Below are 12,460 nucleotides of genomic sequence, written 5' to 3'. Positions count from 1 at the left end.
CCCCGTCATCGGGAACTGCCCTGGATCGCACCCCGGCGGCGCGGCTCAGGTGGTGCGCCTCCGGCGGCGGTTGGTCGGCTTAGCCCCGACCTTCGGTGTGGTTGCCCGCCCAGGCTCGACGCCGGTGCGGTTCGGGACGGCCTTCGGTGTGCCGGTAGGTGCGTCCGGGCCGGTGGCACCACTGGCCGGCGGCGGGTATCGGCGCAGCATCCAGGTCTGCTGGCCGAGTGAGAAGAGGTTCGTGGTCACCCAGTAGATGATCACGCCGATCGGGAAGATCAGTCCGGAGACGAGCAGCGAGGCGGGGATGCCGTAGAGCATCAGCCGCTGCACCAGCCGCTGCTGCGGGTCCGCGGCCCAGCCGCTGCGCAGGATCAGTTGCCGGCTGGACAGGTAGGTCGTGGCGACCATCGTCGCGATCAGCACGGCGGCCACGATCCGGACCGTGGCGGCGTCGGCGCCGAGCAGGGCCAGGTCCTGCCCGGTGGAGCCGAAGGTACCCGCGATCGGTGCGCCGAACAGCGTGGCCGACGAGGCGCTGTCGAACTGGGTGACCGACCAGCCGTACAAGGTCTTCAGATGTTCGGGCATCGTGGGCTTGAGATGACGCAGCACGTGCAGCAGGCCGAGGAACACCGGGATCTGTACCACCATCGGCAGACAGCCCATCAGCGGATTGGCCTTCTCCACCCGGTACAGCTCGACGAGTTCCTTCTGCAAGGTCTCCCGGTCGTCGCGGTGCCGGGCCCGCAGTTCGGCGATCCTCGGCTGCAACGCCTGCGTCGCCCGCTGCGACCGGATCTGCTTGACGAAGACCGGGAACAGGATGATCCGGACGGTGAGCACCAGGAAAACGATGCCCAGCACCCAGGACCAGTCGGTGCCCAACGCGGACGCGTCGCCGAGCAGCCGCTGCCAGGTGCTGTGCCAGAACAACAGGATCTCGGAGATGGCGTGGTAGATCATGGACATGGGAACACCCCTCGACAAAGCGACTACGACTGATGTGCACAGGAACGATCACCAGCGGTCGCCGACGAGCGGCAGAGATGAGTGACGTGAGCAGGCTCAGGCGACCGCGAGGGTCGCGACGGTGGGAGCTCTGGGGCGGGCCCGGCCGGCGGCGTCCGGATCGCGGTGGCGGGGTACGCCCGTACGACCGGAGCGTTCACGCAGCATCCGACGGGTGATCCGCTGGTCGGAGTCGGCCGTCGCCCCGGTGAGCAGCACCGCGGCGGCGAGCAGGGCGGTCAGCAGCACCCCGGTCACCGCCGCCGTGCCGGAGAGCATGCTGGACGCACCGACGTCGGCCAACACACCGACGAGGTGCCAGAGCACGCCGAGCCCGATCACAAGGGCAACCATATCTGGCGTAAGCAAACGCGGGTGTCCAGCCGGTCGTGCCGCCGCTTCCGGTCGGCGAGACGGAGGCCGGGGCCTTCGTTCAGGGGGTGGTCGGGATCGGCGAAGGGTTGAGCCTGGCGAAGGCTTCTTGGCGGTGATACGGGAAGTACGGGTAGGGCGCGGTGCGGCTGCTGGCGGTGTCGAGCCGGGCTGTCTGTTCCGGCGTGAGTGACCAACCGGCAGCGTCGATGGTCTGCCGCAGTTGCGCCTCGTTGCGGGCGCCGATGATGACGCTGGCTACCGTGGGCCGTCGTAGTAGCCAGTTGATCGCGATCTGCGGCACTGCCCGGCCGGTCTCGCGGGACAGTTCGTCGAGGACGTCCACGACGCGGAACAGGTGCTCGTCGTCGACCGGTGGGCCGAAGGCGGCGGTCGCGTGGAGCCGGCTCGTGGCCGGTGGCGGTGTGTCGCGGCGGATCTTGCCGGTGAGTCGTCCCCAGCCGAGCGGGCTCCACACCACGGCTCCGACGCCTTGGTCGAGGCCCAGGGGCAGCAGTTCCCACTCGTAGTCCCGACCGACGAGTGAGTAGTAGACCTGATGTGCCACGTAGCGGTGGCGATGGTCCCGGTCGGCTGCGGCAAGGGATTTCATGAGCTGCCAGCCGGCGAAGTTGGAGACGCCGAGGTAACGGATCTTGCCGTCCCGTACCAGGTCGTCAAGGGTCGCCAAGACTTCTTCGACGGGCGTCGCGGCGTCGAAGGCATGTAGCTGGAACAGGTCGATGTAGTCGGTGCCGAGTCGGCGTAGCGCCAGGTCGACCGATCGGATGAGCCGGGCCCGTGAGGTTCCCGCGTCGTTCGGCCCGTTACCGGTCGGCAGGCCGCTCTTGGTCGAGATCAGGACGGCGTCGCGTCGATCTTTGATCGCCTGCCCCAGCACCTCCTCGGACGCGCCGTCGGAGTACACGTCCGCAGTGTCGAACATGGTTATCCCGGCCTCGATGCAGATGTCCACGAGGCGTCTCGCCTCCCGGGCGTCCGTGTTGCCCCAGGCGCCGAAGAGTGGGCCGGACCCGCCGAAGGTGCCGGTGCCGAAGCTGAGGGCGGGCACGGTGAGTCCGGATGCCCCGAGTCGTCGGTACTCCACGATGAAAGCCTTCCACTAAGGGAACTGCGGTTTCGTTAGTGCGTCGGCTACGCTAGCAGCCAACCGCAGTTAAGGGAACTGGAGACCCGTTATGGCCGTCGGCGCGACTCGACCCGGAGGGCGGACCGCCCGGGTCCGCGCGGCCGTGCTCCGAGCTGCCGGTGACGCGCTCGTCGAGCACGGCTTCGATCGTCTCGACCTCGCCGACGTGGCGCGCCGCGCCGAGGTGGGCAAGACAACGGTCTACCGCCGCTGGGGCACGGTCGCCGGCCTCGTCGCCGACCTGCTGACGGACATGGCGGAGCAGTCGCTACCGCGCGCCGACACCGGATCCCTGATCGAGGACCTGCGTGCCAATGCCCGGCTCGTGCAGCGCACCCTGGTCGACCCGCGTCAGGGTGCGCTGTTCCGGGCGGTCATCGTCGCCGCGACCTGCGACCCCCGTGCCGCCGAGGCGCTGCACCGCTTCTACGCCGTCCGTATCGCCGAGTGGACCCCCTGCGTGGAGCAGGCCGTGCGGCGGGCGGAACTGCCTCAGGGCACGGACGCGGCCGAGGTCATCCGCGCCGTCTCGGCACCGCTCTACTACCGCTTGCTCGTCACCGGAGAACCCGTCGACGAGGCCACGGCGGACCGGGCCGCCGCAGCGGCAGCGGCAGCGGCCCACGCCGGCGTCTACACGCCCACCAGCGGTTCCAACTGACGACACAGCTCATCCCGTCAGGCCAGTCTCTCAGCCGTGCGGGTCCGGTTCGGCGCGAAGCGCGGCCGTGGCCCGCACCGCCTTGACGATCGCCGGGATCGCGCCGATCAGCAGCACCAGCGCCCAGACGACAGCGATGATCGCGAAGACGAGGGCGCCCACGGAGTCGAGGATGCTCACCAGGATCACCGGCACCAGGTGGTGCAGGAACTCCAGCAGCACCGTGCAGAGCAGGCTGGTCAGGATCAGCAGGACCAGGCCCTTGTTCTGCAGGAACTTCGGTTGGGCCAGGATCAGCAGCCCCGCCCAGGCGAGCTTGAGCAGCAGCACCAGCCCGAGCAGCACCGCAGCTTCACCGACCGGGAAGAACCCCCACAACGCCAGGTAGGCCAGCGTGCCGAACGGTGGGGCCAGGAACAACGACACCATGATCGTCAGCTCGACGAACGCGAGCACCAGCGCCAGCAGGGCCACGATGATCAGGACGATGGAGAAGATCAGCGTGGCGAGGCCCTGGATCCGGCCGTGCAGCCGGTCCGGCAGCACCAGGCCCAGGCAGAACAGCCCGGTCGTCCAGAGCGCCGCCGCGTCGATCAGCGCCAGATAGCCCGTACCACGGCCGGACGGTTCGCTGACCTCCCGTACGTCGCCGACCTCCACACCGAGGTCGGTGGCGCTGCCGGCCAACTCCGCGCCGGCGTCACCGCCGCCCAGCAGCAGCCCGGCGCCCACCTCCACGCCGACCGCCAGCACCAGCGCCAGCATCGCCAGCAGCAGGAACGGCTTGCGCAGCGCACCCATGCCGACCTCCCGCCTCAGTCCTGCGCGATCGTGACGAGGCACCCGGCCGGACAACTCACCAGCACCGTGGTGGCCCGGTCGACGGCGACGCGGGCCACGGCGCCGCTGCCGTCGGCGGCGGGATCCACCTCGTCGGTGACCGTGAAGTCGGCGTCGCCCGGGGCCGTGGCCCGCACGCCGAACGCCTGCGGGCTGCGCAGGATCAGGGTGCGCAGCCCGCTCGGGTCGGCGATGCGCAGCTCACAGCGGCCGTTGATCACCAACTGGCCGGTGGCCTCGGCACAGTCCGCGTCCACGCTGGCCGGATCGACGGCGCTTCGCCCACCGCCGGCCCGACCCAGCAGGTCGACCAGCGGGTGCCGGGCCGCCGGGTCGCCCCGGTCGTCGCTGCCCGCGCCCACCGCCACCGCGAACAGCACCACAAGCAGTACGCCCAGCGCCGCCAGCAGCGCCTTCTGCTGCCCGCTCATGTCGGCACTTCGCTTCGCTGCGTGCCGTCATGAGGCACCGCCGCGCTGAGTTGATGATTCGCTCGCTGCCGCTCGCTCATCGCCGGTCCTCCGGCGCGACCTCGGTGAACCGGAGCAGGTCGATGCCGGCGAAGTAGCGGTTCGTGCTCTGCGTCTTGCCGATCGCGACCAGGGTGATCTCATGCGTCCCGGGGCCGAGCCGTACCCGACCCACGTCGACCCAGTCGGTGACCTGCACCTTCGGGGTGAACGCGATGAACGGGTCGCCGACCTGCCGGCCGTCGATCAGGAAGACCGTGTTGGCATAGTCGAACGAGGTGGTCAGCACGGCGGAGAACTGCCAGGTCGCCTCGGCGGGCAGCTCCACCGTCACGGTCACCCGGTCGTTTACCGCGCGGCCGAGGAAGAACAGCTGAGCATCCTGCGACCAGGTCACCTCGCAACAGTTCTGCTGCACCTGAACGGTGGCCCCGGAACCCGACGGTGAATCGACCCGGGCCCCGGTCACCAGGGTCTCCGCCTCGACGGTCACCACCTGCGCCTGCGGTGGCGGCTCGTCGTCGCGGGCCACCAGGAACACCACCACCGCCGAGACCACCAGCACCAACGCCGCCGCCGCGGCGATCCAGGGCCAGGGCGTACGATTCGGCGGCGCCACCGCGCGTACCTCGTAGGTGACCCGGCCGCTGGAGCGGGAACTCTCCTCAGGTGCCGTGTTCGCCGAGTACGCGAACCCGGTCATGTCGTAGCGTCGCGGCGGCGTGCCCGCCGGCACGGCCAGGCGGACCAGGAACGACACCGAACCCTGGCCCGGTACCACCCGTTGGGGCTCGGTGACGGTGAACCACGATCGTTGGGTGCCCTCGCCGGGTGCCACGTCGAACACCACGGTGTCCGGTGCGACGCCCGGGTTGGAGACGGTGAAGGTCAGCTCACCGGCGTTGCGGGCGTCCAGGGTGAACTGCTCGGCGGCGGCGACGACTGTCCATTCGGTGGTCATGACGGCTCCTCGGGAGCGGAAACGGGGGAGGCGGGAGCGGGCGGAGCGACAGTGGGCGACGGCACGCTGGCCCGGCCGACCGCCCGTTCGGACGGCACATCCTCGACCGTGATCTCGGCGGTGACGGCGGCCGGCTTCTCGGCCGCCACGATCCGGTCGATCAGGGCCAGCTGGTCGGCGGCGTCCGGGGGCACCCGGACGACCAGATGAAACGGTCGTTCGGCCGGCTCGTCGAGGACGAACCCGGTGACCCCGGTGGCCAGTTCCAGGGCGGTACGCAGACCCTCCGGGGTGCCCCGCCAGGCGGCCAGCGGGGCGCCGTGCGCCACCAGATCGCGCAGCCGATTCAGTGGCAGCGGCAGGGGAACGTCCCGCCGGGGCGCGGTGACCAGGTGGTCCATCGCCACCCACCGGGCCAGGTACGCCACCATCGGGGCCGGTGCCCGGTACGGCGCGAAGAGCGCGTCGACCTCGGCCAGCACCGCCTCGTCCGGGGCGTGCAACGCCTCCATCACGTCGAGCAGCGCCCACAGCACGCTGCCCGGCACGGCCGCCCGCTGGTAGGCCGCGGGCAGCAGCCGCTCAATGGCCGCTCGTCGCATCCTGCCGCACCACCTCGATGTCGTGCTCGCCGGAGCAGAGCAGCCAGGTGTCCGGGACGGTCACCACGTCGGCGGTGGACTGGTTGGCACTGGCCGACCATTCCACCGCGTCATCGCTGCGGTGCACGCCGCGTTCCCCGCCGGCCAGCACCAGGCGTTCCGCCGCGCCGGTGGCGGCGACCGCGTCCACCGGCATGAACCGGGTCCGGTCGCGCAACGGCAGCCCGCAGTTCACCGACACCGCCGTCCACTGCGGCTGCGCGGCGAGGGTGTCCAGCCGGAGCACCCCGCCACTCTGCGTCGCGGCCAGCGCGAGGGAACCGCTGAAGGTGAGGTCCCGGCAGGTGCCCCCGATCCAGCCCGCCGACAGCGCCTGCCATTTCACGTCGGATTCGAACAGTCGGGCGCGGAAGCAGCCCTGGCCGGGTTTCTTCGGATCCGGTTCACCGGTACCGCTCCACAGCAGGGTGGCCGGACCGTCGTACTGCACGGCGAGGACCCGGTTGTCGACGTTGGCCAGACCGATGTGGCTGAAGCTGCCGGGTCGGCCGGCGTTGTTGGACAGGTACACCCCGAAACCGGCCTGGGCGGCCACCGCCACCCCGGCCGCGCCGCGCTCGGAGACGAACGCCCGCACCGCGTAGAAGCCCCGGTCCGCGTCGGCCGGATCGACCAGGATCTGCAACGGCACCGCACCCGGCAGCAGGGAAACCTCGTACAGGCCGGTGTCGGTGGCGACCAGCAGTGCTCCCGCACCGTCCCGGTCGATCCAGGCCAGGTCGCCGACCCGCGAGTCCAGGTCGGCCAGCAGCGACCAGGTCTCACCCAGATCGGTGCTCAGGTGTACCCGGGACCCGCCGCCGGTGCGTACGGTCGCCACCGCCACCGAACCGGCCCGGGGCACGATGCCGGGTCGCACCGGCGCGGGCGCCGGCACCACCCGCTGCACGGTCTCCCCGTCGAAGCGTCCCGCCGGCTCCCAACCGGCCCCCGCGTTTGTGGAGCGGAACAGCACCGCCCCGCTACCGGCGTACCAGGTGCGGGGCTGGTACTGGTCGGCCGCCAGGGTGCGCACCTGGCTGTCCGGTGCCTCGTCGACCTCGAACCGCACCGACTCGACGTAGCGCACCCCCGGCTCGGCGTGCTCCAGCAGGCGGTACACGTTGGACGCCCGCAGCGGTTCGCCGAACGCCCAGCCGGTCGGGTTGAGCGTCGTCGGCAGCGGGCTGAGCGTCTGGTGCAGGCGGTCGTGGATGCGCCGGCGTACCGCGTCGACGTCCTCCTCCCGGCGGACCACCACCCGGGCCCGGATCGACACCGCCTTGTACCGCGCCCAGGTGGCCCGGCAGGTGGTACCCAGCGAACGGCGGCGCTCCAGGTCCGCTTCGACCCGCAACCGGACCTCCTCCACCTCGTGGTCGCGGAGCACCGCCACCGGCAGTCGACCGCCGGGCCGCGCCTCGTCCGGCACGTACGGCACCAGCACCACCTCCACCTCACCGGGGCGCGCGAAGCTGTACACGGCGGCCCGGGTGAAGGCGCGGGCCCGGCTCACCCCGCCGGCGGCGGTGGCCAGCACCTCGAAGTCCCGGGCGGTGACCGCACGTTGCTGGGCGAAGAAGGCGTACGGCCCGCGCAGCAGCACCGACTCCATGGCCTCCAGTTCCCGGCCACCGGCCGCCGGCAGGGGATTGACCACCTTCACCCCCGGCAGCGGGTCACGCAGGCTGGTCAGGGTGCCGGCGGCCACGTTGCCGGCCGGTCCGCCGCCAGCGCGGTACCAGAGCCGAACCTGCCGCCCGGCCGGTGGCACCGCCGCGATCGCGCCGTCGCCGAAGGTCAGCGTCCCGCCGTCGACGGCCCGCAGGTCCAGCGCCGGGGCGAAGGTCACCGTGCCCGAGCACCGGTCCACCAGGTACGCCTTGTCCTGCGGGCCGAGGCCGGCGAAGCTGTCCACCGCCCGCCAGATCTCGAAGGTGCGCCCGTCGTGTTCCCGAGCCGCGGCGCCCAGCTCCACCGAGCCGGCCGGCACCTCGACACCGAGCAGCAGGTCCAGCGGTTCGGCGGTCCGCGCCAGGGGCGCGCGTCCGGCGCACAGCACCTGCCCCGGCTGCCCGGTGCCGACACCGAGCAACTCCGCCTCCACCGGCTCGCAGTGGTGCATCCGGACGGTCACCTCGCGCTGCCCGGCGGCGAGCAGCGCCGGCTCGCAGGTGACGAAGACCACCGGCCGTGGGTCGGCACCCCGGGCGGCGGCCACCCGGGTGCCGGCGGGGATCCGCAGCGGGGCCTTGTCCGGGCCGGTACGGGTGAACCGGACATCCGCCCAGGCCGCCGTTGGTGGGTGGCGGGTCACCCCGAGCAGGTTGAGGAAGGAGACGTACGCCTTCTCCGGCAACTGGTTCAGCCGGTAGATCATCACCTCGGTGAGATGCGCGAACGCCTCCAGCAGCGCGACACCGGGGTCGTGCGCGGACAGGTCGGTCCACTCCGGACAGGACTGCCGGATCCGGTCCCGGGCCTCGGTGACCAGTTCGAGGAAGGTCCGATCGTCCAGGTGCGGCACGGGCAGCGTCATCGTGCCTCCTCGATGTCGGCGTCGGAACCGGTGGTCGGCCCGGCGGGCGGGTCGTTGTCGGCGGGCAGCAGATCGACCGAGAAGACCAGCTGGCCGGGGGTGAGGCTGGCCCGGATCCGGTAGTCCAGCCGGATCACCAGACGCCACGGGTCGTCGGGATCCGGTCCGGCGTCGACGTCGAGCACGTCGACCCGGCGCTCCCAGCGTGCGATGGCCGCGCGGACGTAGTGGATGGCCAACCCGGCGGTGGTGTCATCGTTCGGCGCGAAGACCAGCCGGTGCAGGCGTGAGCCGTACCCGGGTCGCATCAGCCGCTCGCCCGGTGTGGTGGACAGCAGCAGGAACAGCGCCTGGCGTACCGTCTCGTCGCCGTCGGTCATCGCCAGGCCGCCGGCCGCAGTCAACCCGAGCCCACCGCCCTGACCGGGGTCGAAGCCGGCACCGACGAACCGGATCGCCCTCACCGGTCGGCCCCCACGAAACGCTGCCGGGGATCGCGTACCCGGTAGGTGAACTGGCCGGGTGGACTGCCGTTGGTGAACCCGGACAGGTGCGACAGCACGATCCGTCGGTCGTCGACGCGTATCCAGTCGCTGTAGCCGGCCCGCACCGCCTCGGTGCCGGTGCACGGCTTGACCGTGGCACCGTAGTTCGGGCAGGCGACGACCTCCCGGCCCTTCGGATCGTCGGCCACCAGCACCGGGACGCCGGCCACCGTGACCCATCCCTGGGACGCCCGGTTGCGGACCCGGCCGTCGTGGCTGCACCTGATCACCGAGTCGCGGTGGATCCAGCGCATCAGCTGCCTCCTTCGTGGTGGGCGCGGGCGAGCACCCGGGCCCGCTCGGCCGCCGTCTCCGGGTCCTCGACGGTCTCGGCGTGCAGGAAGTCGACGCTGCGGGCCCGGACGACCATCGCCCGACCCGGCGCGGACAGCACCAGATCGGTCGCGGCGTGCAGGGTGGCCAGCTGCGGCGTCAGTTCCAGCCAACTGCCGGCGTCGGTGCTCAGTCGCAGGCTGCGCGCCACGTCGTCGACCACCACCTGCTGGCCACCGGCGGTACGCAGCGACCAGCGCCGGGCCCGTCCGTCGTCGATCCCGGTGTCGTACGGCTCGACGGTGCCGAACAGCGAGCCGAGCACCACGCCGGAGGCCGGCTCACCACCGGGCAGCGCCACCAGCACGCTGTCCTGCGGATCGGGCAACGCGACAAGCCCCTTGCCCCGGCCCGCTCCCGGACACAGCACCGCCAGCCAGCCGGCGTCCGTCCCGCCGTACGCGGGCAGCTCCACCCGTACCCGGCCCAGACCGTCCGGGTCGGTCACGTCGGTGACGATGCCGAGGGTGACCACCGCCGGTGCCGGCGATCCGGTGCGCGGCGCCGGTGGCGGCAGGGTGGAGAAACGGCTCAGGTGACCGTTCGCGTCGACGGTGTGCACCACCTCCGTCAACACGTACGTGCCGGCCACCGGCTCGGCCACCCCGGTCAGCCGGATCCGACGGCCGGGCCGCAGCGCGGGGTCACCGTTGGCCGTTCCGTCGGCGGTGACCAGGGCGGCGGCCCTGGTGTCGAGCCGGGCCTGGGCCAGCGCGGCGATCTCGTCGTCGCTGCGCCCCGGCTGGTCCAGGGCGGTACGGGTGCCGTCCGCGCCGACATCGGCCGGATCGGGGTCCGCCGGGGTGCGACGCCCGCAGCGGGCGGTGTCGACGCTCTGGGCGATCGGTTCGGCCCGCTGCGGATGCCAGCCCAGCACCGCGCTCTCCCCGGCGGCGCTGTCGGCGTTTACCGACAACCGTAGGCCGTGCACGTCGTCGCCCAGCTCCAAGGGGATCGTTTCGCCGTGGCCGTCCAGGGTGACCAGTCGCAGCACGTCACCGTCGAGGATCAGGTGCAGCCCGGCCCGTCCGGCCACCTCGACGAGCAGGTCCAGGTCGCTGGGCCGGTGGTGCGGCAGCCGGTCCAGGTGGGGGCCGTCGACCTCCGCCTCGACGCGCAGGCCGAGGTCGGCGCAGAGTTCCGTGGCCAGCGCGGCGGCGGTGACCGACTCGAAGACCCGGATCCGTTGCCGCTTGCGCAGCCGGTGCAGCAGGTCGTACCCGCGCACCCGCAGCGTGGCCGTGCCGTCGGCGGCGTACTCGACCTCGACGGCGGTGACCTCTCCGGTGAACAGCGCCTCCGGGTGCCCGTCGAGGCGGACGTCCAGGCTCGCGCCGACGTGCACCGGCCCGGTCAGTGCGGCGGTGCCGGGGCCGGTACGCAGCGCCACCTCGCACTGGGTGGGCCGGTTCAGGCGGGCGGCCACCCGTACCGAGATGACCCGGCCGGCCACCGTGTCGGGCAGCGATCTGCCGTCGAGCAGCACGGTGAGCGCCCGGGGCGCGGTGGCGGTCACGACCCGGTCCCGGGAGAGGTGGCCGATGCTGCCGTTGCCGGTCCGGTGCCGGGCAGCGGCGGTACGGCGAGAGCGGTGCCGGCGGGCACGGCCAGCGGGTCGGTGATCCGGTTGTGCTCGGCCAGCAGCCGCCAACGCAGGGGCGAGCCCAGCGCGTCGTGGGCGAGCAGATCGAAGCGTACGCCCGAGGTGTCGGCGTCGGCGGTGCCGTCGCCGGCAGCCACCACGGCCGTGCCCGGGGCGACGGTGGGGGTCTGTGCGGCGGACAGTTCCTCGGCGAAGCCCTCCTCGGCGCGGCGGGCGTCCTCCGCCACCCGGACCAGCTTGAGTCGCAGCCAGGAGCGGCGCGGGGAGCCGGTGGCGGTGAACGCGTCGAAGCGTTCCGCCACTGCGACGATCACACCGGGCACGTTCCAGGTCTTGCCCCAGACCATCCGCACCAGCGGCGGCCGCAGCCAGCCGTGTTCCACCGCCGAGTTCTCGGCCAGCATCCAGAGTGGTCGGGTGAGCGCCCGCACGTCGGTGGGACGGACCTGCCCCTCGGCGAAGTCGATGTCGAAGAGCAGGTCCAGCACGAGTTCGGTGCGGCCACCGCCGGTGAAGAGCAACGGGTCGTCGGCCAGCCCGGCGCCGGTGAGCTGGCCGTCGGAGCCACCCCGCTGACGCACCCCGGCGAGGCGGGTCACCTGCACGGTCTCCGGGTTGAGCAGACAGTCGATCCGTTCGCCGGTGTCGATGAGGAAGGCCACCCGTTGCATCAGCCACCTGCCTGTTCCCCGTCGAGCCGACGCGTCCGGTGCTCGCTGCCGTCGGCCGGTCTGGGCGCCGACCACAGTGCCCGGTCGTCGGGAAGGGGCGGCCACGGGTCGGGCCCGGTACGCCCACCGCGCGACGACTCCAGCTCCGGCCAGCGGACGTCCGCGCCCACCGGCCAGCGTCCGTCGCCGGTGGGAAGCCCACTGCCGGGCCAGCGTCCGTCGCCGGTGGCGGCTCCGTCGGGGAACCAGCGTCCGTCGCTGGGCCGGACCGGGCGTCCTGCCCAGCCGTCCCCGCCTGGCAGGCGGGGGTCGGCCGTCCGCTGGTGCCCGGAAACCAGCCGGAGCACCGCGCGGTGCCCCGGGACGGCTCCGGCCGCGCGCGCCTCGGAGTTGCTCGGCGGCTGCCCGGCCGGTTGCGGGCCGGCCACGTCGGTGGGCTGGCGGCCTGCCGAGCCGGTGAGCCGGCCCGCCGCGTCGGTGGGCGGGCTCGCCGAAGCGATGTCCGGGTTCGCTGGACCGGTGTGCCGGGGGGTCGGGGCGTCTGGCAGCGGCGACCCCGCCGCTGCCGGAGCGGCGCGGGGCCGCTCCGCACCGATGTGGAACCGGGCGTGGGTCGTGCCCTGGTCCCTCCACACCGGCTCCGCCGGCTGGTGAATCGGTGTC

Annotated in this window: 14 protein-coding genes; 1 reads left to right on the top strand and 13 read right to left on the bottom strand. The window is 72.5% G+C overall.

The genetic code is table 11. The annotated features are described in order from the left end of the window. Positions 1-45: 45 nt before the first annotated feature. The 3 genes from yidC to ACFY2A_RS17130 form a co-directional block, all read right to left on the bottom strand. Positions 46-972, bottom strand: coding sequence for a membrane protein insertase YidC (gene yidC / locus ACFY2A_RS17140; RefSeq protein WP_387172605.1), 927 nt, complete (start codon positions 970-972; stop codon positions 46-48). A 96-nt stretch (positions 973-1,068) separates the two neighbouring features. Continuing rightward, the gene (locus ACFY2A_RS17135) at positions 1,069-1,353 is read right to left on the bottom strand and encodes a DUF6412 domain-containing protein (protein WP_363919856.1); all 285 of its coding nucleotides are present in this window, start codon (positions 1,351-1,353) and stop codon (positions 1,069-1,071) included. 91 nt (positions 1,354-1,444) lie between these two features. After that, on the bottom strand, positions 1,445-2,491 hold the full coding sequence (locus ACFY2A_RS17130; protein WP_387172603.1) for an aldo/keto reductase: 1,047 nt from the start codon (positions 2,489-2,491) through the stop codon (positions 1,445-1,447). Between the two features lie 91 nt (positions 2,492-2,582). Between ACFY2A_RS17130 and ACFY2A_RS17125 the strand changes: the two genes are divergently transcribed. Then, positions 2,583-3,194, top strand: a complete 612-nt coding sequence (locus ACFY2A_RS17125; RefSeq protein ID WP_363919852.1) for a TetR/AcrR family transcriptional regulator — start codon at positions 2,583-2,585, stop codon at positions 3,192-3,194. A 30-nt stretch (positions 3,195-3,224) separates the two neighbouring features. On the opposite strand, the gene ACFY2A_RS17120 is transcribed toward ACFY2A_RS17125, so the two are convergent. The 10 genes from ACFY2A_RS17120 to ACFY2A_RS17075 form a co-directional block, all read right to left on the bottom strand. Continuing rightward, a complete protein-coding gene (locus tag ACFY2A_RS17120) occupies positions 3,225-3,995 on the bottom strand; it encodes a hypothetical protein (protein ID WP_387172601.1) in 771 nt (256 codons plus the stop codon). Between the two features lie 14 nt (positions 3,996-4,009). Then, complete coding sequence (locus ACFY2A_RS17115; protein ID WP_387172599.1) at positions 4,010-4,465, bottom strand: hypothetical protein; 456 nt, start codon at positions 4,463-4,465, stop codon at positions 4,010-4,012. 76 nt (positions 4,466-4,541) lie between these two features. Next, on the bottom strand, positions 4,542-5,465 hold the full coding sequence (locus ACFY2A_RS17110; RefSeq protein WP_387172597.1) for a hypothetical protein: 924 nt from the start codon (positions 5,463-5,465) through the stop codon (positions 4,542-4,544). Then, positions 5,462-6,067 (bottom strand): phage tail protein, encoded by a 606-nt coding sequence (locus tag ACFY2A_RS17105; protein ID WP_387172595.1) that lies wholly within the window; start codon positions 6,065-6,067, stop codon positions 5,462-5,464. Before ACFY2A_RS17105 ends, ACFY2A_RS17110 begins: the two co-directional genes overlap by 4 nt. Continuing rightward, the gene (locus tag ACFY2A_RS17100; protein ID WP_387172593.1) at positions 6,048-8,645 is read right to left on the bottom strand and encodes a putative baseplate assembly protein; all 2,598 of its coding nucleotides are present in this window, start codon (positions 8,643-8,645) and stop codon (positions 6,048-6,050) included. The genes ACFY2A_RS17105 and ACFY2A_RS17100 overlap by 20 nt, the downstream gene beginning before the upstream one ends. Continuing rightward, positions 8,642-9,109: a GPW/gp25 family protein gene (locus ACFY2A_RS17095; RefSeq protein ID WP_387172591.1), complete on the bottom strand. Its 468-nt coding sequence runs from the start codon at positions 9,107-9,109 to the stop codon at positions 8,642-8,644. Before ACFY2A_RS17095 ends, ACFY2A_RS17100 begins: the two co-directional genes overlap by 4 nt. Further along, the gene (locus ACFY2A_RS17090) at positions 9,106-9,444 is read right to left on the bottom strand and encodes a hypothetical protein (protein ID WP_387172589.1); all 339 of its coding nucleotides are present in this window, start codon (positions 9,442-9,444) and stop codon (positions 9,106-9,108) included. The genes ACFY2A_RS17095 and ACFY2A_RS17090 overlap by 4 nt, the downstream gene beginning before the upstream one ends. Next, positions 9,444-11,039: a phage baseplate assembly protein V gene (locus ACFY2A_RS17085; RefSeq protein WP_387172587.1), complete on the bottom strand. Its 1,596-nt coding sequence runs from the start codon at positions 11,037-11,039 to the stop codon at positions 9,444-9,446. The genes ACFY2A_RS17090 and ACFY2A_RS17085 overlap by 1 nt, the downstream gene beginning before the upstream one ends. Beyond that, positions 11,036-11,797, bottom strand: a complete 762-nt coding sequence (locus tag ACFY2A_RS17080; RefSeq protein WP_387172585.1) for a hypothetical protein — start codon at positions 11,795-11,797, stop codon at positions 11,036-11,038. Before ACFY2A_RS17080 ends, ACFY2A_RS17085 begins: the two co-directional genes overlap by 4 nt. Further along, positions 11,797-12,432: a hypothetical protein gene (locus tag ACFY2A_RS17075; protein WP_387172583.1), complete on the bottom strand. Its 636-nt coding sequence runs from the start codon at positions 12,430-12,432 to the stop codon at positions 11,797-11,799. The genes ACFY2A_RS17080 and ACFY2A_RS17075 overlap by 1 nt, the downstream gene beginning before the upstream one ends. Positions 12,433-12,460: the final 28 nt, after the last annotated feature.

The sequence above is a fragment of the Micromonospora sp. NPDC000442 genome, assembly GCF_042898635.1.
Taxonomy (GTDB): Bacteria; Actinomycetota; Actinomycetes; order Mycobacteriales; family Micromonosporaceae; genus Micromonospora.
Note: the sequence above shows the minus strand (reverse complement) of the source record. Positions and strands in the feature narration are given on the sequence as shown.

Coding starts and splice junctions, on each gene's coding strand:
- yidC (WP_387172605.1), bottom strand. CDS start 972: ATGTCCATGATCTACCACGCCATCTCCGAGATCCTGTTGTTCTGGCAC.
- ACFY2A_RS17125 (WP_363919852.1), top strand. CDS start 2,583: ATGGCCGTCGGCGCGACTCGACCCGGAGGGCGGACCGCCCGGGTCCGC.
- ACFY2A_RS17120 (WP_387172601.1), bottom strand. CDS start 3,995: ATGGGTGCGCTGCGCAAGCCGTTCCTGCTGCTGGCGATGCTGGCGCTG.
- ACFY2A_RS17115 (WP_387172599.1), bottom strand. CDS start 4,465: ATGAGCGGGCAGCAGAAGGCGCTGCTGGCGGCGCTGGGCGTACTGCTT.
- ACFY2A_RS17110 (WP_387172597.1), bottom strand. CDS start 5,465: ATGACCACCGAATGGACAGTCGTCGCCGCCGCCGAGCAGTTCACCCTG.
- ACFY2A_RS17105 (WP_387172595.1), bottom strand. CDS start 6,067: ATGCGACGAGCGGCCATTGAGCGGCTGCTGCCCGCGGCCTACCAGCGG.
- ACFY2A_RS17100 (WP_387172593.1), bottom strand. CDS start 8,645: ATGACGCTGCCCGTGCCGCACCTGGACGATCGGACCTTCCTCGAACTG.
- ACFY2A_RS17090 (WP_387172589.1), bottom strand. CDS start 9,444: ATGCGCTGGATCCACCGCGACTCGGTGATCAGGTGCAGCCACGACGGC.
- ACFY2A_RS17080 (WP_387172585.1), bottom strand. CDS start 11,797: ATGCAACGGGTGGCCTTCCTCATCGACACCGGCGAACGGATCGACTGT.